17 protein-coding genes are annotated in these 25,046 nt (G+C 62.1%); 2 read left to right on the top strand and 15 right to left on the bottom strand.

What is annotated here, in order from left to right; all coding sequences use genetic code 11:
* The first annotated feature begins 3 nt into the window (after positions 1-3).
* Complete coding sequence (locus HX792_RS16495) at positions 4-5,052, top strand: dermonecrotic toxin domain-containing protein (protein WP_176997084.1); 5,049 nt, start codon at positions 4-6, stop codon at positions 5,050-5,052.
* On the opposite strand, the gene ureC is transcribed toward HX792_RS16495, so the two are convergent.
* The 11 genes from ureC to urtA form a co-directional block, all read right to left on the bottom strand.
* The gene (ureC, locus tag HX792_RS16490) at positions 5,049-6,749 is read right to left on the bottom strand and encodes an urease subunit alpha (protein WP_176997083.1); all 1,701 of its coding nucleotides are present in this window, start codon (positions 6,747-6,749) and stop codon (positions 5,049-5,051) included. The two genes, HX792_RS16495 and ureC, sit on opposite strands and share 4 nt — an antisense overlap.
* A gap of 112 nt (positions 6,750-6,861) precedes the next feature.
* Entirely contained in the window at positions 6,862-7,167 is a 306-nt protein-coding gene (locus HX792_RS16485) for an urease subunit beta (protein ID WP_176997082.1), read from the bottom strand.
* The gene (locus tag HX792_RS16480; protein WP_176997081.1) at positions 7,164-7,697 is read right to left on the bottom strand and encodes a GNAT family N-acetyltransferase; all 534 of its coding nucleotides are present in this window, start codon (positions 7,695-7,697) and stop codon (positions 7,164-7,166) included. The genes HX792_RS16485 and HX792_RS16480 overlap by 4 nt, the downstream gene beginning before the upstream one ends.
* A gap of 5 nt (positions 7,698-7,702) precedes the next feature.
* On the bottom strand, positions 7,703-8,215 hold the full coding sequence (locus tag HX792_RS16475; RefSeq protein ID WP_176997080.1) for a GNAT family N-acetyltransferase: 513 nt from the start codon (positions 8,213-8,215) through the stop codon (positions 7,703-7,705).
* 9 nt (positions 8,216-8,224) lie between these two features.
* Positions 8,225-8,527: an urease subunit gamma gene (locus HX792_RS16470; RefSeq protein ID WP_069075162.1), complete on the bottom strand. Its 303-nt coding sequence runs from the start codon at positions 8,525-8,527 to the stop codon at positions 8,225-8,227.
* Positions 8,528-8,652: 125 nt separating this feature from the next.
* The gene (locus HX792_RS16465; protein ID WP_176997079.1) at positions 8,653-9,492 is read right to left on the bottom strand and encodes an urease accessory protein UreD; all 840 of its coding nucleotides are present in this window, start codon (positions 9,490-9,492) and stop codon (positions 8,653-8,655) included.
* Positions 9,493-9,522: 30 nt separating this feature from the next.
* Positions 9,523-10,221 (bottom strand): urea ABC transporter ATP-binding subunit UrtE, encoded by a 699-nt coding sequence (gene urtE / locus HX792_RS16460; protein ID WP_176997078.1) that lies wholly within the window; start codon positions 10,219-10,221, stop codon positions 9,523-9,525.
* Positions 10,222-10,354: 133 nt separating this feature from the next.
* Positions 10,355-11,176, bottom strand: a complete 822-nt coding sequence (gene urtD, locus HX792_RS16455; RefSeq protein ID WP_176997077.1) for an urea ABC transporter ATP-binding protein UrtD — start codon at positions 11,174-11,176, stop codon at positions 10,355-10,357.
* A gap of 8 nt (positions 11,177-11,184) precedes the next feature.
* Positions 11,185-12,252 (bottom strand): urea ABC transporter permease subunit UrtC, encoded by a 1,068-nt coding sequence (gene urtC, locus HX792_RS16450; RefSeq protein ID WP_176997076.1) that lies wholly within the window; start codon positions 12,250-12,252, stop codon positions 11,185-11,187.
* Complete coding sequence (gene urtB / locus HX792_RS16445) at positions 12,252-13,754, bottom strand: urea ABC transporter permease subunit UrtB (protein WP_176997075.1); 1,503 nt, start codon at positions 13,752-13,754, stop codon at positions 12,252-12,254. The genes urtC and urtB overlap by 1 nt, the downstream gene beginning before the upstream one ends.
* Before the next feature lie 126 nt (positions 13,755-13,880).
* Complete coding sequence (gene urtA / locus HX792_RS16440; RefSeq protein ID WP_176997074.1) at positions 13,881-15,146, bottom strand: urea ABC transporter substrate-binding protein; 1,266 nt, start codon at positions 15,144-15,146, stop codon at positions 13,881-13,883.
* Between the two features lie 262 nt (positions 15,147-15,408).
* On the opposite strand from urtA, the gene HX792_RS16435 reads away from it, so the two are divergent.
* Entirely contained in the window at positions 15,409-19,938 is a 4,530-nt protein-coding gene (locus HX792_RS16435; RefSeq protein ID WP_176997073.1) for a DUF4329 domain-containing protein, read from the top strand.
* Positions 19,939-19,948: 10 nt separating this feature from the next.
* Here HX792_RS16435 and HX792_RS16430 read toward each other — a convergent pair whose 3' ends face one another.
* From HX792_RS16430 to HX792_RS16415, 4 genes are all read right to left on the bottom strand, one after another.
* Positions 19,949-20,959, bottom strand: coding sequence for an iron ABC transporter permease (locus HX792_RS16430; RefSeq protein ID WP_176997072.1), 1,011 nt, complete (start codon positions 20,957-20,959; stop codon positions 19,949-19,951).
* Positions 20,956-21,903 carry an ABC transporter substrate-binding protein gene (locus HX792_RS16425; protein WP_176997071.1) on the bottom strand — a complete coding sequence of 316 codons (948 nt, stop codon included), beginning with the start codon at positions 21,901-21,903 and terminating at the stop codon, positions 20,956-20,958. The genes HX792_RS16430 and HX792_RS16425 overlap by 4 nt, the downstream gene beginning before the upstream one ends.
* On the bottom strand, positions 21,900-22,688 hold the full coding sequence (locus HX792_RS16420) for an ABC transporter ATP-binding protein (protein ID WP_176997070.1): 789 nt from the start codon (positions 22,686-22,688) through the stop codon (positions 21,900-21,902). The genes HX792_RS16425 and HX792_RS16420 overlap by 4 nt, the downstream gene beginning before the upstream one ends.
* A 141-nt stretch (positions 22,689-22,829) precedes the next feature.
* Positions 22,830-24,938: a TonB-dependent siderophore receptor gene (locus HX792_RS16415; RefSeq protein WP_176997069.1), complete on the bottom strand. Its 2,109-nt coding sequence runs from the start codon at positions 24,936-24,938 to the stop codon at positions 22,830-22,832.
* Positions 24,939-25,046 lie beyond the last annotated feature (108 nt).

Genomic DNA, 25,046 nt, shown 5'->3' with positions numbered 1-25,046 from the left:
CCCATGTCAGAAAACCCTGTGCCCGTTTCCTCTCCCGAAGGAACGTTAAACGTTGACCCTCGAGGTGTTCACTACGACTTTCTCAAGTCGCGCATACCCCGCTGGTTCATGCAGGCCGCACCTGATCGCCAGCGGGCTTTGGCCGATCACCCATTGAGCTTGCCCGCGTGGTATTCCACGGCGCCTGCTGTCGCCAGGCAGGCGCTGGCGGGCGGGCAGACCCGGTTCCAGGAGCGGCTCAACGAGGTCGATGTCTGGTTTGGCCGCATCGAAGCCATTGCGGCATTCGCCGAGCCCAGGCTCAAGGCGGCCATCAAGCAACAATTCAACCTCGATCTGGATGTGCGCAATGTGTATTTTGCGCGCAAATACGGCTTCCAGAAGCGAGATGACCTGTATGGCTTTTTTGTGTTTGACGTTAGCCGTGATTCCGCCCTCGATTACCGCTATCGAGGGGTAACGTTGCTGGAGGCGGCCCTGGCCAATTTCACGCCGCAGGAAGAAGAGCCTATTTCCTGTGATGATTGCCAGATCATCACCCACTGGGGCGACTTCGACGGTGATGTCATCCCCTCGTTTGCCGTGCTGGCCGAGTACGCCGTGCCCATCACGCCTCACGCCTTTGCCAAGCTGTGCCGCACACTGGATCTTGGGGCGCTCTACCAGGCGCATATAAAAGCTGTCGTGCAGCCGGAAAATACCTCGGAAAAAACCAGGCTTGAACAGCAGCTTGAACAGTTCCTGTGCGAACAGTTCGGGCTGTGCCTGGAGGTGGCCCACATGCAGGGCGCCATCAGTGTGTCGGCTTACCCAATGCTGGCCAGGATACTCGCCGGGCAGCCAGGTACGTGGGGCGCTAACAAGCCTGTGAGCTCCGCCGCCCTGCAAGTGTTTGACAGCGTGCTGGTCGGGCCTCTGCTGATCGGACCGGAGCGCCTGGACAGTGGTACGAGCGAGCGTCTGGTGGTCTACCTGCCCGATGACCCGCAACAACCGCTCAAGGAATACGCCAACAGCGGCGAGTTCATGGCGGACCTGCGAGCGCGTTTGCACAGCACCAGTTATAGACGCTTTTTCAGCCGATATATCCCTGCCCGCGAGCAGGGTCTGTTTTTCCAGCGTTTCGATACGCTGTATCAGCCCGCCGGTGAGAAAAAACCCAACCAGGACTATCCGCTCAGAGGGCACCTGCCGCGCCTGCCCATGAACGAAGTCGCGATCACCGGAGCACTGTGGGAACGCGTGCGCCAGGCCTATGTGCGCAAGCAGTTTGCCGATGCCGCCGCGGTGGCTGTGCCGACCGGGGTAGAAGACCAGGTTGCACGTATGGCGCGGCTGGACAGCTACCTGGAGGCCGTAGTGAACGTGCTTAACCTGGCAGCCTTCGTAGTGCCCGGGCTTGGTCCCATCATGCTGACGGTGGGGGCTGCGCAGATGATGTCGGATGTTTTCGAAGGGGTGCATGCCTATGAGGAAGGCGATCTCGAGGGCATGTGGGCACATTTCTCGTCGGTGGCACTCAATACGGCGTTCATCGCCGCTGGCGCCAGCGTATTGCCGCACATCCAGCTAAGCGGCGCGGTCGATCATTTGAAACGTGTGACATTGGCCTCAGGCGAGCAACGTCTCTGGAACCCGGACCTTACAGCCTATGAGTCGGTGAATGGGAAGCCGCAAACCCAACCAGATGCCCACGGCCTGTATGTCGACAACGACGCCACGACCCTGACGATTCAGGATCGTTACTACCGTGTCGAAGCGGACCCGGACAGCGGCGCCTATCGCATCAGCCATCCGAGCCGTCCCGATGCCTACCAGCCGCGCGTGAGGCATAACGGTCAGGGCGCCTGGTTACACGAAGCCGATTTGCCCCAGACCTGGAGCGGTACACAGTTGATGCGGCGCCTGGGTCCGGTCACGGATGGCTTTACCGACAGCGAGCTGGAACAGATTCGCCAGGTCAGCGGTGTCGAAGAGTCACAATTGCGCCGCATGCACACCGAGGGCGAGCCGACACCTGCCGTACTGCTCGATACCGCACACCGGTTTCGCGCCTATGGCGACGCCATCAAAGTCAGCCAGCAGATACACGCCGGCACCCCATCCGATGAGCTGTGCGGGTTTGCCGCCGCGCTGAGTGTTGAGCTGCCTGGCTGGCCGGTGGGCAAGGCCATTGAGGTGCAGGGCGATGTAGAAGGCGCCGCCCTGCGTTATGGCGTCGCGATGCCAACTGATGACGTGGTGCGTATCCGGCGCAGTGAGTTGATTCAGGGCCAACTGCCTGCTCGTATCGTCGACAGCCTGACCTCAGAGCAACTCCAGCAGATCCTGGGCCAGCACCTGCCTGCCACAAAACCCCAGCGTGCTCTGTTACTGGCCCAGCGCTTGAGTACCCATGGGATAAAAAATCGCGCAAGACTGTTTCAGAGTATCTATAGCGAGCGACTGCCTGCGGGTAATCCGGCGGTGCGCCTCATGCAGCGAGACTTTAAGCATTTGCCGACCTTGATGGTGCAGGAACTGTTGGACAGTGCGTCTGCCGACGAATTGGCGATGGTCAATAGCCGCAATCGCATTCCCCTGCGGCTGGCGGAGGCGGCGCGCAAACTCCAGGCCCGTATGCGCCTGGCGCATGCCTACGAAGGCCTTTACCTGCGCGACCTGGCCAACGTCGATACCGAAGCGCTGGTACTCAATACCTTGGAGAAATTGCCGGGCTGGCATAACGCTCTACGCCTGGAAGTGCGCGACGCTTCATTCAGTGGAACGCTGCGTGCCGAGTTTGGCCCCACTGGCGCTGACAGCCGTAAGGTGCTGGTACGGATGGGCGATGGGCGCTACCAGCCCTTCGATGAGCAGGGCCAGGAGCTGCATGGCATCAATGGCTTATACGGTGCGCTGCAACGCGCGCTGCCCGACAGCCACCGCAAGGTGATCGGTCTGCCCCATGTGGGTCAGGGGGAGCAACTGGAAGGGTTGGTTATTGACAAAGCGTTGAATCGTGATCAATTGCGTCAGGTGCTGCGCATGCAGCCCGAGCGAAAACCCGCCTGGCGGCAGCCACGGCGGCTGACGGATAACCGCTTGGGCTATCCGCTCAGCGGACGGGGGGCGGGACGCCCGGTGACCGTTCGGGAGCGTGTACGCATGCTTTACCCCACCATCAACGACCTGCAACTCACTGAATTCCTGCGAGGGCATGTTGCCTCGGATGACGCTTGGCTTCGCGCCCTTGAGAACGAGTTTGAGCAACTGGACAACACCCTCAATCGCTGGTTGGCAACCGGGCCAAGGGATGTGCCGAACTTGAGGGTTCGTCGCAAGATCCGTGACGTGATTCGAAGCGCCTGGCAAAAAAGCTGTGAGTGGGACGTGGATACCCACGACAACTATCAGGGCCAACGTATTCGCCTGGAAAACAGAGGTGTGGGCGCGCAACTGGCCACCTTGCCGGCGTTACCGGGCAACTTCGACCACGTTTCGAGTTTGCATCTGCCGGGGTGCGGGTTGACCGACCAGAGCAATGGCTTTCTTTCATCATTCCGCGCGCTGCGCATTCTGAACCTGGAGCGTAATAACCTGACACGGTTGCCGGACGTGTGCGCAGGCATGCCTCGGTTGGAAGGGCTGGACCTCTCCGATAACCGGATCGTATTGACCGAACAGACAGCCTCGCACATTCGCGGGATGCCCCAGCTCATTTGGCTGGCATTGGAGGGCAACCCGCTGGGACGCTCGGTGGATATCAGCCGTATACCTCAGCTCAAATGGCTGTACCTGGCCGGATGTGGCCTGCAGGAATGGCCGCCAGGGCTGTTTGGCGCGCCGCGGCCGCGGGACTTTTTGCTGGATCTGAGCGGTAACCACCTCAATGCAATCCCCAACGTGGCGCCCGGCTCCGAACGCGCAAGGATCATTGCACGAAGCGTCGTGACCCGGGACTGGCTGTCACCTGCCGTGCTCGAAACCTTCAACCTGTATACGGAGTCTGTCGGCATGGACCCCTCCCGTCGGTTCCCACCCAGGGGCACCCAGGACAGCGCGCACTGGATGAGCGGCATGACCCGCCAGAACTGGATGAACAAACAACCGGTGTGGGATGACCTTGAAGAGGCGCCAGGCAGCGAGCCGTTTTTTGATGAGATTCGCAAACTGAGCGAGCACTTGAGCAAGCGCAGCGAGGCCTACAGGGACGACTTGACAGCCAAGGTCTGGCGCATGCTTGAGGCCATGGCGCGCGACAGTGCGTTGCGCGAGCGTTTGTTCGAGATGGCGCTGGCACCCACCACCTGTGTGGATGCGGGCGCGCAGCTGTTCAATGCCATGGGGGTCGAGGTGTTGCTGCATGAAGCACTGGAGCTAACCGACCCGGGCCTGATGCGCCTTGAACTGCTGGACCTCGCCAAAGGCAAGGCGCGCCTCGACGAGCTGGGGCGCATCGCCCATGCGCGGGTAGCCGAGTTGCTGGATAACGGTCGCCACTTTCCTGAGTACGACAGCGACGGCGGCTTGATCCAGCGCTCCGACGCCGCAGGCAACCCGGTTGCCAGCATTGACGAGGTGGAAATTCACCTGGCATACGTCACGCGCCTGGCGGATCGCCTGGACCTGCCCTGGCAGTCGGCCATGTTTTACACCGAGCCTGATGTCACCCCTGCCATGATCGAGCAGGCCTACACCCGCGTCCGCGAGCTGGAGAGCGGCGACCTGTTGCGCGATGGCATCATCGAGCAGCCGTTCTGGGCTAATTACGTGCAAACAACCTTCGCGGCAGACTTCGCACCGGTCAGCGCGAAGAGCGACGCCTTGATCGACCTGAATACCGCCCAGCAGGAATGGCTCGACGATGGCTCGCTATCCGCAGAGCGCAAGGTTGACCTGCGCAAGACTATCGATGCGTCGGCGCAGGTGTTGGGTAAGTCGGCGTCACAGGTCAGTCCGGGCCAGGTGATGAGCGACGACGAATACTATGCCGAGATGACACGCCTGGGCGATGAGCGCAAAAACATCCTGCGTACCTTGACCGACCGGATCATGGGCCGTGCGTCTTAGAACAGGAAATACCGCTGGGCCATCGGCAGCACCTCCGCCGGTTCGCACCACAGCAATACGCCGTCGGCCTTGACCTGATAGGTTTGTGGGTCAACCTCGATATCCGGCAGGTAGTCGTTGTGGATCAAGTCGGTTTTCTGCACTTCGCGGCATCCCTTGACCACCGCGATCTGCTTCTTCAAACCCAGGGCTTGCGGCACTCCCGCCGCCTGCGCTGCCTGGCTGATAAAGGTCAGGCTGGTGGCGTGCAGCGAGCTGCCGAAGCTGGCGAACATCGGGCGGTAGTGCACCGGTTGCGGAGTGGGGATGGAGCCGTTGATGTCGCCCATCAGGCTGGAGGCAATCGCGCCGCCCTTGAGAATCAGGGTCGGCTTGATGCCAAAAAACGCCGGGCGCCACAGCACCAGGTCGGCCCATTTGCCCACCTCGATGGACCCCACGATATGGCTCACCCCATGGGTGATCGCCGGGTTGATGGTGTACTTGGCGATGTAGCGTTTGGCGCGGAAGTTGTCGTTGCCAGGGCCGTCGCCAGGCAGCGGGCCGCGCTGTTTTTTCATCTTGTCGGCGGTCTGCCAGGTGCGCGTGATCACCTCGCCGACACGGCCCATGGCCTGGCTGTCGGAGCTGATCATGGAGAACGCACCGAGGTCGTGCAGGATGTCTTCGGCGGCGATGGTTTCGCGGCGGATACGGCTTTCAGCGAAGGCCACGTCTTCGGCAATGCTGGGGTCCAGGTGATGGCAGACCATCAGCATGTCCAGGTGTTCGTCGATGGTGTTGCGGGTGAACGGCCGCGTCGGGTTGGTGGAACTGGGCAGCACGTTGGGGAAGCCGCAAGCCTTGATGATGTCCGGCGCGTGACCGCCACCGGCCCCTTCGGTGTGGTAGGTGTGGATAGTGCGGCCCTTGAGGGCGGCCAAGGTGGTTTCGACGAAACCCGACTCGTTGAGGGTGTCACTGTGGATCGCCACCTGCACGTCGTATTCGTCGGCGACGCTCAGGCAGTTGTCGATGCTGGCGGGCGTGGTGCCCCAGTCTTCGTGCAGCTTCAAACCGATGGCGCCGGCCTTGACCTGCTCGATCAACGGTTCCGGCAAACTGGCGTTGCCCTTGCCGGTGAAACCGATGTTCATGGGGAACGAATCGCTGGCCTGGAGCATGCGCGCCAGGTGCCATGGGCCGGAGGTGCAAGTGGTGGCGTTGGTGCCCGTGGCCGGGCCGGTGCCACCGCCGATCATGGTGGTCACGCCGCTGGTCAGCGCCTCTTCGATCTGCTGCGGGCAGATGAAGTGCACGTGGGTGTCGATGCCGCCGGCGGTGAGGATCATGCCTTCGCCGGCAATCACTTCGGTGCTGGCGCCGATGGCGATGGTCACGCCGGGCTGCACATCCGGGTTGCCGGCTTTGCCGATGGCGTGGATGCGGCCGTTCTTGAGGCCGACGTCGGCCTTGACGATGCCCCAGTGGTCGATGATCAGTGCGTTGGTGATCAGCGTGTCGACCACTTCATGGGCGAGCAACTGGCTCTGGCCCTGGCCGTCGCGGATGACTTTGCCGCCGCCGAATTTCACTTCTTCGCCGTAGATCGTGAAGTCTTTTTCCACTTCGACGAACAGCTCGGTGTCGGCCAGGCGGACCTTGTCACCGACGGTGGGGCCGTACATGTCGGCGTAGGCTTGGCGGCTGATTTTCATGTGAGAGTGCCCTGAAAAGTTGTGTTGAATATGAAGTCGTTATCGCAGGCAAGCCAGCTCCCACATTTGGAATGCGTTCCCATGTGGGAGCTGGCTTGCCTGCGATGGGGCCCTACAGGTCGCCCATAATCCGGCCGGCAAACCCAAATACTCGCCTGCCACCGCTCAAATCGACCAACTCCACCTCCCGGCTCTGCCCCGGCTCAAACCGCACCGCCGTCCCTGCCGGAATGTTCAGGCGCATGCCGCGGCTGGCCGCACGATCAAACGTCAGCGCGTCGTTGGTCTCGAAAAAATGATAATGCGAGCCCACCTGGATCGGTCGGTCGCCACTGTTGGCCACGCTCAGGCTGAGAGTGCGGCGGCCCGCATTGAGCTCGATCTCGCCAGGCTGGATCAGGTATTCACCAGGAATCATGAAGGTTGCCCCAAGGTCTTGAAGTAGATGGCGGTTGGGTGTGAACGCCCGTCCGGGCTTTGGCAGTAGTCGGGCAACTCACCGAGTTTGGTGTAGCGCAGCGACTGGTAGAAGGCTTCGGCCGGCGAGCCGGCTTCGGTGTCCAGGTACAGCAAGCCGCGCTTGTGCTGGCGCGCGGCAAGTTCCAGTGTGTTCATCAATTGCTGGCCCAGGCCATGGCGGCGCGCCAGGCTGTGCACCATCAGTTTTTGCACTTCGGCGCGGTTCAATCCGTTGGCTTTCTGGCACAGCGCCAACTGCACGCTGGCGATCACTTGTTCATCGCGCACCACCACCCACAGCAGCAGGCTGGCGTCTTGCAGTTGGGTGTGCACGCCGGTGAAGTAATCGCGGGCCTGGGCCTCATCAATGTCGGCCATGAAACCCACCGAGGCGCCATGCTTTACCGCGTCCAGCAACAGCTCGATCAAGCCCAGGCGGTAGTGGGCAAAACTTTCAGCATTGACTCGACGCAGTTGCGCAGCACTCATCGACGTCACTCCTTGGGCGGTTGTGCGCCCGGGTTCAAGGTCAGTTGCATGAAGGTCAGGTCCAGCCAGCGGCCGAACTTGATGCCCACTTGGGGCATTTGCCCGGTGGTGACAAAGCCCTGGCGCTCGTGCAGGCGGATCGAGGCCTGGTTGCCGCTTTCGATGGCGGCGACCATCACGTGTTTGCCGCAAGCCCTGGCGCGTTCGATCAGGGCTTCCATCAGGCGCGGGCCGAGGCCCTTGCCGCGCTGGTCGTTGCGCACGTACACCGAGTGTTCGACGCTGTAGCGGAAACCTTCAAACGGGCGCCAGTCGCCAAACGACGCGTAGCCAGTCACTTCATCGTTTTCGATGGCGACCAGAATCGGGTAAGCCTGGGCCTGGCGCGCGGTGAACCACGCCTGGCGGTTGGCGAGGTCCACCGGTTGCTCGTTCCAGATCGCCGTGGTGTTGAGCACCGCGTCGTTGTAGATGTCGCGGATCTGCGCCAGGTCCTGCTCGGTTGCATCACGAATCATGCTCGCACCTCAGGCGATCGGCTGGTGGACGGTGACCAGCTTGGTGCCGTCGGGAAAGGTGGCTTCCACCTGGATGTCCGGGATCATTTCCGGGATGCCTTCCATCACTTGCTCGCGGGTCAGCAAGGTGGTGCCAAAGTGCATCAGGTCAGCCACGGTGCGACCGTCGCGGGCGCCTTCCATCAAGGCGGCGGAGATGTAGGCGATGGTTTCCGGGTAGTTGAGCTTCACACCCCGCGCGAGGCGGCGTTCGGCGACGAGGCCGGCGGTGAAGATCAGCAGCTTGTCTTTTTCCCGTGGGGTCAAATCCATGGTTCAAGATCCTTCATAAAAAAACATTCACGAATACACCGCAGCCCCCTGTAGGAGCCGGCTTGCCGGCGATGGCGATCTCAAGGACGCCATCGCCGGCAAGCCGGCTCCTACAGGTTGGGGCGTCATGTGCTCCAAATTCGAGGTGAAATCGCTTCTCGGCCGAGGACGGCCGGGCGCAACAGGCGCCATAAATCAATCAACCAGGCCCGCGCATGCAGCGCTTCACTGGCCAGGCAACGGGCAACCAGCAAGCCCGGCAATTGGGTCAAGTCACCGCGCACCCCATGGGGCAGGGCGCGGCATTGCTCAAGTAATTCGGGGTCCATATCAGCCGTCAGCAGCAGTGTTGCGAACACCGGTTGGCCATCCAGGCCGATGGGCGAGTCGAGCAAACCATCGGCGCCTACAATGCGCTGGCGCTCATGCCAGAGCAACTGGCCGTCGCGGCGGATATCCAGGTGCGATTGAAAGTGACCGAGGTCGAAACGCTCACCACTGGCCGGGCGGCCGAGGGCGACCACGTCCCAGTAAAACAGACGGGCATCGCCTTGCAGCTCAATGCGCGTAGTAAGTTCGGCCTGGGCCGCGCTGAACACGATGGTTTCCTGGGGCAGCCATTCCAGGGTGGCACCGGCTTCCACGGTGAGGTCCAGTTGCTGATAGGCCGGGCCGTTGGCGCGATACCACTTGGCCGCGCCAGGGCTGGTCAACTGCGCCCAGGCCCCCGCGCCGATGCGGGCGCGGATATCCAGGCGGTCACCGCCGGCAATGCCGCCGGGCGGGTGCACGATGATGTGCTGGCACACTTCGGGGCCTTCGGCGTACAGGTGCTTTTGCACGCGCAGCGGCCCAAGGTGGCGACGCATCACTGGGCGCGTGGTATCGCCGAAGCGCGCATAGCCGAGTTCCAGCTCGGCGTGCCAACTGGGGGTGAACAGGGCAGGGGTAACGGGCAGGTTCATGGTGTGTGCTTATCGTCAGGACGCTACAGATTAGATCGTTACGAGCCCGCGTACACCCTCGGCTTCCATATTTTCACCCAGGCCCTGCTGCACGATTTCACCGCGGGACATCACCAGGTACTGGTCGGCCAGTTCGGCGGCAAAGTCGTAGAACTGCTCCACCAACAGGATCGCCATGTCGCCACGGGCCGCGAGCTTCTTGATCACCGCGCCGATCTCCTTGATCACCGAGGGCTGGATGCCTTCGGTGGGTTCGTCGAGGATCAGCAGGCGTGGGCGGCTGGCCAGCGCACGGCCGATCGCCAACTGCTGTTGTTGGCCGCCCGACAGGTCGCCGCCACGGCGATGTTTCATCTGCAGCAGCACCGGGAACAGCTCGTAGATAAACGCCGGCACTTCCTTGGCCTCGGAGCCGGGGAAGCGCGCCAGACCCATCAGCAGGTTTTCTTCCACGGTCAGGCGCCCGAAAATCTCCCGGCCCTGGGGCACGTAGGCGATGCCGGCGTGCACACGCTGGTGCGGCTTGAAGCCGGTGATGGCCTTGCCTTCCCAGGTCACTGCGCCTTCCTTGGAGGGCAGCAGGCCCATCAGGCATTTGAGCAAGGTGGTCTTGCCCACGCCGTTACGCCCGAGCAGGCAGGTGACTTCGCCGACCTTCACGTCAAAAGACAGCCCGCGCAGGATGTGGCTACCGCCGTAATACTGGTGCAGCTTGTCGACTTGCAGCATTTTCAAATTCTCCTCGGTTCCCTGATGGGAACCGGATCAACTGTGGGAGCTGGCTTGCCTGCGATGGCGGTGTGTCAGTCAACATCGTTATCGCAGGCAAGCCAGCTCCCACATAAAACAGTCCGTGTCTGGGTTAGCGGCCGAGGTAAACCTCGATCACCCGCTCGTTGTCCTGCACCTGTTCCAGCGACCCTTCGGCCAGCACGCTGCCCTGGTGCAACACCGTGACGTGGTCGGCAATCGAGCCGACAAAGCCCATGTCGTGCTCCACCACCATCAGCGAATGCTTGCCCGCCAGGCGCTTGAACAGGTCGGCGGTGAATTCGGTCTCGGCGTCGGTCATGCCCGCCACCGGTTCGTCCAGCAGCAACAATTGCGGGTCTTGCATCAGCAACATGCCAATTTCCAGGAACTGCTTCTGGCCGTGGGACAGCAGCCCGGCCGGGCGCTGCGCCGAGGCGGTGAGGCGGATGGTGTCGAGCACTTCCTCGATACGGTCTTTCTGCTCACCGCTCAGGCGTGCGCGCAGGCTGGCCCACACCGACTTGTCGGTCTTCTGCGCCAGTTCCAGGTTCTCGAACACACTGAGGGCTTCAAACACAGTGGGCTTCTGGAACTTGCGGCCGATGCCGGCCTGGGCGATCTGCACTTCGCTCAGGCGAGTCAGGTCCAGGTGTTCGCCAAACCAGGCCGTGCCATGGCTGGGACGGGTCTTGCCGGTGATCACGTCCATCAGCGTGGTCTTGCCCGCGCCGTTGGGGCCGATGATGCAGCGCAGCTCACCCACGCCGATGTAGAGGTTCAGGTTGTTGAGCGCCTTGAAGCCGTCGAAGCTGACGCTGATGTCTTCCAGGCTCAGGATGGTGCCGTGCCGCGTGTTCAGGCCTGGGCCTGCCGCCTGGCCGATACCGATGGCGTCGCGGCCGGTGCCGGCGTCGAAAATAGGTTCGAGCATGACGTTTCTCACTTCTTCAGCAGCCCGATCACGCCCTTGGGCAGGTACAGGGTGACGATGATGAACAGCGCCCCGAGGAAGAACAGCCAGTATTCCGGGAAGGCCACGGTGAACCAGCTTTTCATGCCATTGACCACGCCGGCGCCGAGCAACGGGCCGATCAAGGTTCCACGCCCGCCAAGCGCGACCCACACAGCCGCTTCAATCGAGTTGGTTGGCGACATCTCGCTGGGATTGATGATGCCCACCTGCGGCACATACAACGCGCCGGCCAAGCCGCACAGCACCGCGCTCAACACCCACACGAACAGCTTGAAACCTCGCGGGTCGTAGCCGCAGAACATCAGGCGGTTTTCCGCGTCGCGCAGGGCGGTCAGTACCCTGCCGAACTTGCTGCGGGCCAGGCGCCAGCCGATGAACAGGCTCGCCACCAGCAGCACTACCGTGGCAACGAACAGCACTGCTCGCGTGCCCGGCTCGGTGATGCCAAAGCCGAGGATGCTGCGAAAATTGGTGAAGCCGTTGTTGCCGCCAAAACCGGTCTCGTTGCGAAAGAACAGCAGCATCCCGGCAAAGGTCAGGGCCTGGGTCATGATCGAGAAATACACGCCCTTGATCCGCGAGCGAAAGGCGAAGAACCCGAACACCAGCGCCAGCAGACCCGGCGCTAACACCACCAGGCACATCGCCCAGAGGAAGTGCTCGGTGCCCACCCAATACCACGGCAGTTCGGTCCAGGAGAGAAAGGTCATGAACGCCGGCAACTCATCGCCGGAGGCCTGGCGCATCAGGTACATGCCCATCGCATAACCGCCGAGGGCGAAGAACAGACCGTGGCCGAGGGACAACATGCCGGCATAGCCCCACACCAAATCCAGGGCGAGGGCGACGATGGCGTAGCAGAGGATCTTGCCCACCAGCGTCAGGGTGTAGGCCGAGACATGCAGGGCATTTTCCGCGGGCAACAACGACAACAGCGGCAGTGCCAACAGCACGGCGAGGATCACCCCGCCCACTGCAATCGTCACCTTGGGGCCGGCCTTTTGCGTGGCCGTGAGCATCAATGGCTGGTTCATCAGTCGATCACCCGTCCTTTCAGTGCGAAGAGTCCCTGCGGGCGTTTCTGGATAAACAGAATGATCAGCGCGAGGATCAGGATCTTGCCGAGCACGGCGCCGATCTGCGGTTCCAGAATCTTGTTGGCGATGCCCAGACCGAAGGCGGCCATGACGCTACCCGCCAACTGCCCGACACCACCGAGTACCACCACAAGGAAGGAGTCGATGATGTAGCTCTGGCCCAGGTCCGGGCCGACGTTGCCGATCTGGCTCAGCGCCACGCCGCCCAAGCCCGCGATACCGGAACCCAGGCCGAACGCGAGCATGTCCACGCGGCCAGTGGGTACGCCGCAACAGGCGGCCATGTTGCGGTTCTGGGTCACGGCCCGCACGTTCAGGCCCAGGCGCGTCTTGTTCAGCAGCAGCCAGGTCAGCACCACCACGCACAGCGCAAAAGCGATGATTACGATGCGGTTGTACGGCAACACCAGGTTGGGCAGTACCTGGATGCCACCGGACAGCCATTCGGGGTTGGACACTTCGACGTTCTGCGCGCCGAACACCAGGCGCACCAACTGGATCAGCATCAGGCTGATGCCCCAAGTGGCCAGCAGGGTTTCCAACGGCCGGCCATACAGGTGGCGAATCACCGTGCGTTCCAGCGCCATGCCGATGGCAGCGGTGACAAAAAACGCCACGGGCAACGCGATCAGTGGGTAGAACTCAATCGCGGCGGGCACATAACGCTGCATCAGCAACTGCACCACATACGTGGAGTAGGCGCCGAGCATCAGCATCTCGCCGTGGGCCATGTTGATCACGCCAAGCAGGCCGAAGGTGATCGCCAGGCCCAGGGCCGCCAGCAGCAGGATCGAACCCAGGGACATGCCGCTGAAGGCCTGGCCGAGGATTTCACCCAACATCAGTTTGCGTTTGACCTGCGCCAGGCTGGTCTCGGCGGCGGTGTGCACGGCGGCATCGGTTTCCACACCGGGGGCGAGCAGCGCTTCAAGGCGCGTGCGGGCCAGCGGGTCGCCGGTGCTGCCGAGCAGGCGCACGGCGGCGAGGCGCACCACGGGGTCAGGGTCGACCAGTTGCAGGTTGGCCAGGGCCAGGCTGAGGGCGGTGTGCACGTCCTCGTTTGTCTCGGCGGCGACCTGCTGGTCGAGGAATTTGAGCTGCGCAGGCTGTGCGCTTTTTTGCAGGGTTACCGCGGCGGCCAGGCGCACCTTGGGGTCGGCGGCGAGCAGTTGCTGGCTGGCTTGTACGTTGTCGATCAGGCTGCGCAGACGGTTGTTCAGGCGCACGGTTTTGGTTTCACCGTTGACCGTGAGCTGGCCTTGTTGCAGGGCGTCCACCAACTCGATGCGCGCCGGATCCGGCTGGGCGGCCCAGTCCTGGAGCAGCTTGGCTTGTTGGGCCGGGTTGGCGGCGAGGAAGTCGTCGGCGTCGCTGGCGTGTGCTGCGAAGGGCAGCACAAGCAGGGCCGTGAGGATGAAACGGTACAGGGCAGTGGGCATAACAAAGTGTCCTGATCATGCACGGACTTTGTAGGAGCTGGCTTGCCGGCGATGGCGGTCTGTCAGGTTGACCGCATCAAGCTGATCGCCGGCAAGCCGGCTCCTACAGGAGTTGTGTTTCTAGGCTTAGTTGCTCTTGACGGCGTAATCCGGCTTCTTGTCATTGCCCGGGATGTACGGGCTCCACGGCTGGGCGCGGATTGGCTTGTCGGTCTGCCACACCACCGAGAACTGCCCGTCAGCCTGGATCTCGCCGATCATCACCGGCTTGTGCAGGTGGTGGTTGGTCTTGTCCATGGTCAGGGTGAAGCCGGACGGCGCGGCGAAGGTCTGGCCGGCCAGGGCTTCACGCACTTTGTCGACGTCGGTGGACTTGGCTTTCTCCGCCGCTTGCGCCCACATGTGGATGCCCACGTAGGTGGCTTCCATCGGGTCGTTGGTCACGGCCTTGTCTGCGCCCGGCAGGTTGTGGGCCTTGGCATAGGCCTTCCAGTCGGCGACGAATTTCTTGTTCACCGGGTTCTCCACCGACTGGAAGTAGTTCCAGGCGGCGAGGTTGCCCACCAGCGGCTTGGTGTCGATGCCGCGCAGTTCTTCTTCACCCACCGAGAACGCCACCACCGGTACGTCGGTGGCCTTCAGGCCCTGGTTGGCCAGCTCTTTGTAGAACGGCACGTTGGAGTCGCCGTTCACGGTGGAGATCACCGCCGTCTTGCCGCCAGCCGAGAACTTCTTGATGTTGGCGACGATGGTCTGGTAATCGGCGTGGCCGAACGGGGTGTAGACCTCTTCGATGTCCTTATCTGCTACGCCTTTGGAGTGCAGGAACGAACGCAGGATCTTGTTGGTGGTGCGCGGGTACACGTAGTCGGTGCCCAGCAGGAAGAAGCGCTTGGCGCCGCCGCCTTCCTCGCTCATCAGGTATTCCACGGCGGGGATGGCTTGCTGGTTCGGCGCGGCGCCGGTGTAGAACACGTTCGGCGACATCTCTTCGCCTTCGTACTGCACCGGGTAGAACAGCAGGCCGTTGAGTTCTTCAAACACTGGCAACACGGACTTGCGCGACACCGAGGTCCAGCAGCCGAACACTACGGCCACCTTGTCCTGGGTCAGCAACTGGCGGCCTTTCTCGGCGAACAGCGGCCAGTTGGACGCCGGGTCCACGACCACCGGTTCGAGCATCTTGCCGTTCACGCCACCCTTGGCGTTGATCTCGTCAATGGTCATCAGCGCCATGTCTTTGAGCGAGGTTTCGGAGATGGCCATGGTGCCGGACAGCGAGTGCAGGATGCCGACCTTGATGGTCTCGGCGGCCTGCACGGTCCAGGTCATGCCCATGGCGGCAATGGATGCCGAAAGAGTGAAAGCCTTGATCAAGCTGCGACGCTTCATGGTGCGATCTCCGAGAACCCAAGTGTTGTTGTTGGACAGATGGGAGGGCGATTGCAAGGGCTGTGCCTGCTTTGCCGAGGGCCGCGTTCAAGGGGGATCAGGCCGTGCAATCCGCGGACGACGCACTGAATAAGCGCCGGTTCGGCGGAGTGGAAAGGGCGGGGCACTGTCTTGGTGCGAGGGGCGGCTAACTATGTAGCGCCCTCAGAATCAGGGGGTGTTCAGGATGATGGAACATCCAAACGTGTTCCAAGGAGTCATCATGGACGATCAACCCCTGCGCGAAAAACGCGCAACCCTGGCGCGCGGTCACGCCAGGCTCGGTACGCTCAGCCCGGCGTTCAAAACGGCGGATGAGGTGGCTCGCTACCTTCATGGCCGGGTAGGCCAGAATCTGCAGGTGGAGTACGGCAGCGTGATTCTGCGGCGTTCGGCCGATGGCCTTTTCGTCGGCACTGAGCCGATTTCGGATCGGCCGACCGTGTTCAATTTCAATCTTTTGCTCGACGACAATGCGGGCAATACGGCTTACCTTGAGCCGGAGGGTTATCAGATCGTTGCCAGCTGGCATACGCACCCCAATAGCGCCGCGCAGACTGCCCGCCGTAATCCCAAATGGACCGCGCACCAAGTCACGGCTTTCCTGGATTTTTACTCCTCAGAAGACGTGCTGTTCAATTATCAGAACCGCCGTCAGTTCAACACCGCTTACCTGTCAGGCCCTGCCGGTACGCTGATCGCGTTTCAGTTCGATGAGTCGCCTGCGGCCGCTAACTATTACCGATGGCTGGCGACCAATGGCAGCTTCGACTCCCCGGATGCCCACGATGGAACGCTGGAGGGTTTTTACAAGAAACTGGCGTCGGTTGGGCGCCTGACCTTTTTGCTCAGCAGCCCTTATTGGGGCGGCTCCGTGGGCCAGGTTCCGGCTGATTGGGAACCCTACAAACCGTGGCCGGTGTTCCCGAACGTACAGCGAGCGCTGGCGCGGGCCGCGTCGCAGGTCCAGCGCAAACCCAATGTGCGTCAGCAGGTATTGATTTTGGAGGCCGATACTGAGGCGGTCTATTTCGCGCGTGATCCCGACCCGCTCGACGATGCGGTGAAAGACTTGCCCAGGTTTCCCGTTGGCTATCACCTATACGGTATTTACGTTCACTCTCGGCCACTGCCTGTTCAATATCCCACGCTGGAAAACTGGCTGTATAAAAACTTCATCAGCCCGCTGGAACTTGCTCAGCACATCGTGCGGTTTCGTCAGTATGGCCAGGGGCCGCAATCCACCCTGGGCGCGTCGTTGTATATCCGCCTGCGGGACGAGGCGGTCTTGCGCTATCGCTTCTCCGGCTCGGCGCTTGAGTCCCGGCTCTTCACCCAGGCGCAAGATGGCCAGGTGGCCGACAACGGCCAGCAAGCCGCGCTGCTCAACGGGTCGATGTTGACGCGCGATTTTGTACGCCAAGTCGCGGCAGCGGGCGAGTTGACGGTCGAAAAGACCAGTGCACTGTGGGATCGCATGGGTGTGGTCGATGAGCGTTGGTTGCCCTATTCCCGGTTTGCACTGCCGTCGTTGAGCAATGCGTTCTTGTCAGCCGACGACGCGGCGCGTTTTGTTCACGGGAATATCGGTAAGCGGCGCGACCAGGTGCTCGGCGGGATGATCCTCAAACGTGCCGACGGACGCTTTGTCGTGACTGAACCGGTGCCCGCCAAGCCTCGGCCCTTTGCTTTCAACGGGCTCTATCCGGTCGACCGCCTGGGCACCCCGATTATCCTGCACCCCGGTCATAGCCTGCATGCGCGCTATGCATCTCGGGTGGCGCTATCGCTAACCGATCCGGCCTATATTGCTCGGTTCAAATGGACCCCGCAGGAGGCGGAGCTGGGGGCGCAGATGTTTCATCCACAGGATGTGGAGGACCTCTTGCGCTCGGGGCTGGTGGGGTACCTGTCCAGTGCCGAGGACAGCCTGATTGCGTGCGACCCGTCGTTCACTTCATCGGGTTGGCGAAAACAATGGATGGTTGAACCCACCGGTGAGGTGAGTACACAGGCCAAAAGCTTGGGCGACGGTAAGACCAAACCCGCCGATGTCGTCAGAACGCTGGCCGAGTCGGGCAAGTTAAGAGTGGTGATCGGCAACGCCCTGTGGGGGCCTGCCGACTTTGTCGAGTTGGACTGGGGCCCTTGGGGGCGCGCACTTGAGTTTCAGCGACCGGCGACGGTCAGCCATGGCGCAATTTTCAGAAGCGCTGACGACGCCGCCAGCGACCTGTATCGACGCGACCCGTTGGATCATGCGCAGCATTTTGTCAGCCGTTACTTTGCTTTCATCCTCAAGCACGAAAGCCGGGAGGAATACGTTGCCAGTGAGCTGATCCCGGTGACGGCCAAATCGCCGCTGCTGTCCCTCAAGAGCCTGTATGGCACCCAATTGCCCGAAGGCTTCGAGTGTCACAGCCTGTATTACGCCAACCAGTTTGTCGGAAATGGCTCGGCCACTTGGTTGAAGCAGGTGTTCATCGAGCCTGAGGACTTGAGTGAGGCGATTACCCAGGCGCGGGCCGAGACCCTGCGGCCGCCGCGCGGTGCTCCGGTGTATCTCGCTCCACCGGAAGGAGCCCTGTTGTGTTACCAGTCGCCATCCACGAAAGGGATCTTTGAGCGAAGTACAGAGGCAGATGCACTAGACAGCATACGGGCCAAGCTGGATATCGGCACATTGCAGCCACTTCAGTTCGTGCGCAGGGTGGCTTCCACCGGGCATTTGCGAGTGGTTAAGACCAGTCGTTGCTGGGGGCTCACAGGCGACGTTGAAGGGTTGTGGGTACCCTATGAAAACCTGCAGCGAGGTCGACTCAGCCCGGTGTTCCTGTCTGCAGATGATGCCGCGCAGTACATCCGCCGCCGCGTCACGCCTGATCTTGAGCAATCCTATGGCGGTGTCATTCTACGCAGGGACGACGGGGGTTTTATCGCCAGCGAACCTGTGCGCGTACCGGATGAAGTGTTCGATATCAAACGGATCTTTCCGGATGAAATGGTGACGCGTGGGCTTTATCCGACGCGCACAACGGTGGTAGCCACCTATCACTCCAGGCCTGCGATGCAATGGCCATTTCTGCTCTCACCGGTTCAATCGGCGGTGTACGGCAATATGTTTTCCACTCGCCTGTTGGCCCAGGCGCTCTCCGTTGATCATTCACGTTACTACCACTATCTCTTGGCGCCTGACGGCGCATTGGTGCGGCTGAAGGCTCGCGCGGAGTTGAAGCTCCCGCAGATTTCAACCGCTGAGCTCATCATGCGGCCTAGCAATCGTCTTGATTGGCTCAACGGGACGCTTGAGCGCCAGATGCGCAAGGGTGAGCTGGCACCCGACGAGTATGTCAGGCGGGCAAGCAACACCTTTGAATTGCAAGTGGTCGCGGGCAGTAAGATGTGGGGCGCGCCTGGTCCTGTCGCGGGGTGGCGACCCTTTGCCACGCTCGCATTGAGGGGGCGACGCTACCTCGAAGCCACTGTCGACCCGGCGTTCAGCCCGCTGCATGCCAGGGCAGACGACGCTGCGCGTTATGCCCATGAGCTGGCGGGGGAAAGGGAGCAGGCTCAGTTTGGCTATGTGCTCCAGTCGACCGGTAACGGACGTTTTGTGGCGACGCTGCCGGTGACCGAAGGCGGATCAGAGCTGGCGCATCGACGAGTGTTTGCCGATGAAGGCTACCCCGATCGTTATCAAATGGCGGGTATGTATTTGTGCGGGCTGCAATGGGGGGACATCCAACCTGGTGGCCATATCGTGACCCAGGACTCCATTTATCGCGGGCTGATTCTCCCGTCGCGCGTGATACAGGCGATGTATCAGGTGCATGCCAAGGCGAACCGTGCGGCGATGCCACTCTATCTGTCGTGTGCCGACGGCGCGTTGCTGAAGTTCGTTGTGCGCAATAGCCGCTTTATCGAGTACAGGGATGACTACCGATTAAAGAGGTTTGAGCTCAGCCCGAGGGATTACATTCGGCGTATGGCGGCAGCCGGTGAATTGAGCATCCTGGAGCCCAGCGAGCATTGGGCGGGCATTGGCGTGGTGGATACGCAGTGGCAGCCGGGGCGGTCTCGCGGCACATTGCCTGCGGGGCATAACCAATGGGCACTGGGGCCCGTGTTCGCGCATCGCGATGATGCCGCGGGATTCGTCCATGACCGAGCGGGCGTGTTTACAGGCCAACAGTCGATCAGTGCGTTGCTTGAAAAAGGCGCGGACAACAGTCATGTGCCAGTCCTGGCGATTACCGACGACGGTTTCCCATCGAGTGCAGCCGCGCATTTGTTTACAGGCGAATCGAAGCAGTGGCCGACGGGCTATCAGATCAGCGCAGCCTACCCGTTGTTTCACGCGGGGCTGGACCAGACGCAGAACGGTGTTGAGCGCTCCTATGCTGAGTATTTCGTGTCATGGCGCGAGTTGGGTTTTTACCTTTACACGCTGAAAAACCAGAAATTGCCCATTACTGGTTTTTACCTGACAGCGCGGGACGGCGCCTTGTTGAGCTACACCCCGACCTTTGGCCAAGACGAGGCCAACCTGTTGACGGGCAGCGGCAGATGGAGCGCCGAGCGGGGGTATACACCCTTCGCACCGACGCCTTCGCATGTTCTTTCTGAGCTGGCGCGACTCGGTCAGTTCCGGGTACTGCGCCATGGAGCGTTCTGGACGATCCCTACACTGGTGAACAGCGATCTGAAACTGCCAGGTCACACGACCTATCGGCCGGACAGGGATGAGCTGTGACCTATTCGCTCTAGCGCTTGCGCATCAACCCGATAAAAAACAGCCCGCCAATCGCCGCCGTCGCCACGCCAATCGGCAAATCTTCGGGGGCGATCAGGGTGCGGGCGGCCACGTCCACCCACACCAGAAACAGGCTGCCGAGCAGCGCACATACCGGCAGTAGACGGCGATGCTCGGCGCCCACAAGGCGCCGGGCAATGTGCGGCACCATCAGCCCGACAAAGCCGATGGAGCCGCTGATGGACACCAGCACGCCGGTCATCAATGAGGCCACCAGGAACACTTTCAGGCGCACATTGCGCGCGTTCAGGCCAAGCGTCACGGCGGTCTGTTCGCCGGCCATCAGCGCATTTAACGGCCGGGCCATGCCCACCAGCACCAGCAAGCCCAGCAGCACGGTGGCGGTGGGAATGGCCAGCAGTTCCCAGCGGGCCAGGCCGAGGCCGCCGAGCATCCAGAACATCACTGCCGACGCGGCGCGATGGTCGCCCATGAACAGCAGCAGATTGGCCGCCGCCATCATCACGAACGACACCGCCACGCCGCACAGCAGCAGGCGATCACTCTCCAGCCGTCCGTTGCGGCTGGCCACCGCCAGCACCACCAGCATGCTCAGCAGCGCACCGACAAACGCGGCGATAGGCAAGGTCAGCAGCCCGACGATCTCGCCCACGTGCAGCACCACGATCACCGCGCCGAGGGTGGCGCCGGAGGTGACGCCCAGCAGGTGCGGGTCAGCCAATGGGTTGCGCGTGACCGCCTGCAACACGGCGCCGATCAACGCTAGCCCCGCACCGACCAAAGCGCCAAGCAGCATGCGCGGTACACGGATCAACCAGACAATATGTTCCTGCCCGGACGACCAACTCGCCTCACCCACGCCAAAGGCCTTGAACAGCACGATGCGCCACACCACCTCCACCGGCACCCGCGCCGGGCCGAAGCCCAGGGAGATCACGCAAGAGACCAGCAGCACCGCCGCGAGGGTGGCGAGTAAAAAGGCGTAGCGACGGGTGATCATTCGCCGTGGAACCCCTTGGCCAGGGTTTCGACCGCCAGCACGTTGTCGATGCCTGGCGTGGCCTGCACGTAGGGGATCACGATAAACCGCTGGTTCCTGATCGCGTCCACGGCTTGCAGCGCCGGGTTATTCAGCAGGAACTGCTCCTTTTGCTCGGCGGTGATTTCGCTGTAGTCGACGATCACGATCACCTGCGGATTGCGCTCCACCACGGTCTCCCAGTTGACCCGGGTCCAGCTGGCATCCACATCATCGAGAATATTGCGCCCACCCGCGGCATCGATCAGCGCCTGGGGCATGCCCAGGCGGCCGGAGGTCATGGCGCGGTCTTCGCCGCTGTCATACAGGAATACGCGGGGCTTGTCGGCAGGCAGGTCGCTTTGCACGTTGGCCACTTGCGCCTGCATCTGTGCGATCAGCGCGTTGGCGCGGTCTTGCACGTCGAAGATCTTGCCGAGGTTGCGCAGGTCGTTATAGGTGTCGTCCAGCGTGGCGGCCGGGCGCTTCATCACGAACGCGCAAGACTCGGTCAGCTCGTACACGTTGATGCCCAGCGGTTGCAGGGTACTGGGTGTGAGGTCACCGCCCACGCGCATGCCGTAGTCCCAGCCGGCGAAGAAGAAATCCACGTTGGCATTGAGCAGGGTTTCCACCGACGGGTACTTGCTGGCCAGCTCCGGCAGGCCGTCGAGGATCTCGGCCATTTCGGGCGTGACCGACTTCCAGCCGGTCACGCCGCTGTAGCCGGCCATGTGCGACTTGAGACCCAGGGCGAGCATCATCTGGGTCATGTTGATGTCGTGGCTGACCGCGTGTTTCGGCGCTTCCTGGAAGGTCACGTCGCGGTTGCAACTCTTGATGGTCACCGGGTAATGGGTGGCTTCGGCGAACGCTTGAGAGGTTCCGAGCAGCAGGGCGAAGGCGATGAGGGCGCGAGGGATCATGGTTGGGTTATCCAGGTGATTCGGGGGTAGCCGGACAAGGGGTGGGTGTCGATCAGAGCTTCGACACCAAACACGTCGCGCAGCAGTTCGACGGTCAATACTTCGTGGGGCGTGCCGCTGGCGACGATGCGCCCGTGGTTGATCACATACAGGCGGTCGCAGAACGCGGCGGCAAGGTTCAGGTCGTGGATGCTGGCGAGCGTGCCGATGTTCAGGCGCTTGACCAGCCGTAGCAGTTCCAGCTGATAGCGTGGGTCGAGGTGGTTGGTCGGTTCGTCGAGGATCAGCAATTGCGGCTGCTGGGCCAGGGCGCGGGCCAGGATCACGCGTTGTTTTTCACCGCCCGAGAGGGTCGCAAAGGCATGGTCTTCGAAGCCCAGCATGCCGACGGATTCCAGCGCTTGTTGGATCAGCTGTTGATCCTGCAGCGTGTCACTGTCGAACAGGCCTTTGTGTGGCGTGCGGCCCATGGCAACCACCTCGTCCACCCGTAGGCCGAAGGCATCGGGGAATTCCTGCAGCACCACGGCGATGCGTTGCGCGCACCATTTGGCGCTGTGTTTCCACACGTTCTGGTGGGCGAGCGACACGTCACCCTGATCCGGCCGGGTGAACCGATAAGCGCAGCGCAGGAGGCTGGTCTTGCCGCTGCCATTGGGCCCGATCAGCCCGACGAACTCACCTTCACCGACCTGCAGGCTGGCGTCGCACAAGTGGAACTGGTGCTGGCAGTGGCCGTGAACCTGAGGTGTCCAGGTGAGACGGGTGAGGGTGAGTGAAGTCATCAGTGCGCTCGAGTTAAACACCGTTCAAAAATGTGGGAGCTGGCTTGCCTGCGATAGCGGTGTGTCAGTCAAGACACCTTCGCCGCAGAGACCGCCATCGCAGGCAAGCCAGCTCCCACACGGGGTGCGTGTTTTGGTCCGTTAGAAGGTGTAATCCGCCGTGACGAAGAACGAACGCGGCTCGCCCAGGATCCACTGCTGGCCTTCGTTGTACTGGCTGACGGCGTAGGTGCGGTTGAACAGGTTATTCAATTGCAAGCCCAGGGTGGTATTGCGCATGGCCTTCCACGACACCGTGGCGTCGACCACGGTGTAGCTCGGTATTTCACTGGTGTTGGCGGTGTCGGCGAAGCGCGAATCCACGTAGCGCACGCCTGCGCCGGCGCGCACGTCGTCGGTCACGGCCTTGCTCAGCCACAGGTTGGCGGTGCGCCGTGGCACGTCGGTGGGGCGGTTACCGTTACGCGATACTGACTGGCCGTCGACCACCTCGGAGAAGTCATCGTATTGCGCGCGCACGATGGCCGCGTTGGCTTGCAGTTGCCAGGCGTTCGGCAGTTGCAGGTCGAGGCTGGCCTCCAGGCCGTTGGACGATTGCTGGCCGACCTGTTCCTTGAGGTTTGTGCCGGGGATGCTCACCAGCAGTTTTTTCTTCACGATGTGGTAGGCCGCCAGGGTCCATTCGCCACGTTGATCCCAGAAGGATTGCTTGAGGCCGACCTCGGCCTGCTTGGCGGTGGACAGGCCGAATTGCTGCTGGCTCGGGCTCAGGGTAATCAGGCTGCCGACGCCGTCGGTGCTGGTGGCGTACTGGCCGTAGACCGAGGTGTCCGGGGTGAGCGCATAGACCAGGCCGGCCTTCCAGTTGTTGCCGGTGAGGGTCTTGTTGGCGTCGTTGTGGTCTTGTGTCAGGTCTTGATTGTCGATGTGCAGATAGTCACGGCGCACACCGGTGATCAGCGACAGCTTGTCGGTGAGTTGCAGGCGGTTTTCGGCAAAGCCCGCCAGCTGTTTGGTGGTGCTGACCGACTGCGGGATGAACGGGTCGGCGCTTTCGAAAGGCTGTGGCACCGGGTGGTGGATGTCCACCGGCTGGCCGCTGGTGGTGGCGTCATCGAACGGTGCGTTACTCGCCAGGCGGAAGCGGATGCGGTTGTACTCGGCACCGACCACGGTCTGGCTGTCGAGGCCGAACAGGGTGTGCTTGAAGGTGAAGGTCTGGCGGTCGCCGACCTGTTCCTGGTTGTGCTTGATGCCCAGGTAGCTCTGGCGTACCAGGCCGCCGTCGACGTAGTTGTAGCTCTCGGCGTTCTGCCAGCGACGCTGGTTTTTCAGGTACGACAGTTCGTTGGTAGCGGTGACGTTATCGTTGATCTGCCACTCGCTGGTCAGGCGCGTCCACTGGTCGTTGTAGTGCTGGATGGCGTTGCTGACGTTGTAGTTCTTGTCACGCAGGCCTTTGTGCAACTGGCCGTTGATCAGCGGCGTGCCGTAGTCGTTCTGCGGGGTCTGGTCGCCGTAGTCGTGGGCCAGGGTGAAGCTCAGGTTGTCGGCCGGTTGCCAGCGCAGGGCACCGCTGACGAAGTCGCTGGACGAATCGCCACGGTCGATGAAGCCGTTGCTGCGCAGGCGGTTGACGTTGAGGCGATAGCTCAGCGTGTCGGTCAACGAGCCGCCGCTGTCGAGGGCTTGCTGTTGGCGATCGTAGGAGCCGTAGCCGAGGCGGACGTGGTTTTCGATCTCGCCTTCAAACGGCTTTTTCGCGAGGGTATTGATCACCGCCCCCGTGGCGCCCTGGCCGTACATCACCGAAGCCGGGCCGCGCAGCACGTCCACCCGCTCCACCGACCAAGTGTCCACCGGGAAGGTGGATGTACCGGCGCCGTCGAACATGCGCTGGCCGTCGTACAACTGCAGCACCGAGCTTTGCCCGGTAAAACCGCGGGCCTGCAACGAGGTGCCGCCGTCGCCCGGCGTGCCGGTGCGTGTGATACCGGTGCTGCGGGAGATGGCGTCCTGCACGCTGGCATCGCCGCGTTCGCGGATCTTTTCACCGGTCTGGCTTTCGACGCTGCCCGGGGTTTGTCGCGCCGTGAGGTTCAGGCGTGAACCGGCGGTGGTCGGGGTGTCCAGGTCGATGCGTTCTTCATCGACGGCAGGCGCAGTGATGGGGCTGGCGGGCAGGGTCAGGGCCTGGGCGCTGTTGTGCAGGGCGAGCAGGCATACGCCGGACGCAAGGTACTTGTTCATCGGTCGATCAGTCTTCTTGGAGGGATGCTCGCCGCAGGGAGCGGCGAGCAACGATAACGCAGAAAGTGTTATAAGTTAACACTTATTGGCTGCGGGACAAAAGTCGCG

Origin of the sequence: Pseudomonas sp. B6002, from assembly GCF_013385985.1 — a bacterium.
In the GTDB taxonomy this organism is placed as follows: domain Bacteria; phylum Pseudomonadota; class Gammaproteobacteria; order Pseudomonadales; family Pseudomonadaceae; genus Aquipseudomonas.
This window is presented reverse-complemented; position numbering and strand designations above follow the sequence as displayed.

Coding starts and splice junctions, on each gene's coding strand:
- HX792_RS16495 (WP_176997084.1), top strand. CDS start 4: ATGTCAGAAAACCCTGTGCCCGTTTCCTCTCCCGAAGGAACGTTAAAC.
- HX792_RS16430 (WP_176997072.1), bottom strand. CDS start 20,959: ATGATCACCCGTCGCTACGCCTTTTTACTCGCCACCCTCGCGGCGGTG.
- HX792_RS16435 (WP_176997073.1), top strand. CDS start 15,409: ATGGACGATCAACCCCTGCGCGAAAAACGCGCAACCCTGGCGCGCGGT.
- HX792_RS16465 (WP_176997079.1), bottom strand. CDS start 9,492: ATGAACCTGCCCGTTACCCCTGCCCTGTTCACCCCCAGTTGGCACGCC.
- urtA (WP_176997074.1), bottom strand. CDS start 15,146: ATGAAGCGTCGCAGCTTGATCAAGGCTTTCACTCTTTCGGCATCCATT.
- urtC (WP_176997076.1), bottom strand. CDS start 12,252: ATGAACCAGCCATTGATGCTCACGGCCACGCAAAAGGCCGGCCCCAAG.
- urtD (WP_176997077.1), bottom strand. CDS start 11,176: ATGCTCGAACCTATTTTCGACGCCGGCACCGGCCGCGACGCCATCGGT.
- HX792_RS16420 (WP_176997070.1), bottom strand. CDS start 22,688: ATGACTTCACTCACCCTCACCCGTCTCACCTGGACACCTCAGGTTCAC.
- urtB (WP_176997075.1), bottom strand. CDS start 13,754: ATGCCCACTGCCCTGTACCGTTTCATCCTCACGGCCCTGCTTGTGCTG.
- HX792_RS16470 (WP_069075162.1), bottom strand. CDS start 8,527: ATGGATTTGACCCCACGGGAAAAAGACAAGCTGCTGATCTTCACCGCC.
- urtE (WP_176997078.1), bottom strand. CDS start 10,221: ATGCTGCAAGTCGACAAGCTGCACCAGTATTACGGCGGTAGCCACATC.
- HX792_RS16480 (WP_176997081.1), bottom strand. CDS start 7,697: ATGAGTGCTGCGCAACTGCGTCGAGTCAATGCTGAAAGTTTTGCCCAC.
- HX792_RS16415 (WP_176997069.1), bottom strand. CDS start 24,938: ATGAACAAGTACCTTGCGTCCGGCGTATGCCTGCTCGCCCTGCACAAC.
- HX792_RS16485 (WP_176997082.1), bottom strand. CDS start 7,167: ATGATTCCTGGTGAATACCTGATCCAGCCTGGCGAGATCGAGCTCAAT.
- ureC (WP_176997083.1), bottom strand. CDS start 6,749: ATGAAAATCAGCCGCCAAGCCTACGCCGACATGTACGGCCCCACCGTC.
- HX792_RS16425 (WP_176997071.1), bottom strand. CDS start 21,903: ATGATCCCTCGCGCCCTCATCGCCTTCGCCCTGCTGCTCGGAACCTCT.
- HX792_RS16475 (WP_176997080.1), bottom strand. CDS start 8,215: ATGATTCGTGATGCAACCGAGCAGGACCTGGCGCAGATCCGCGACATC.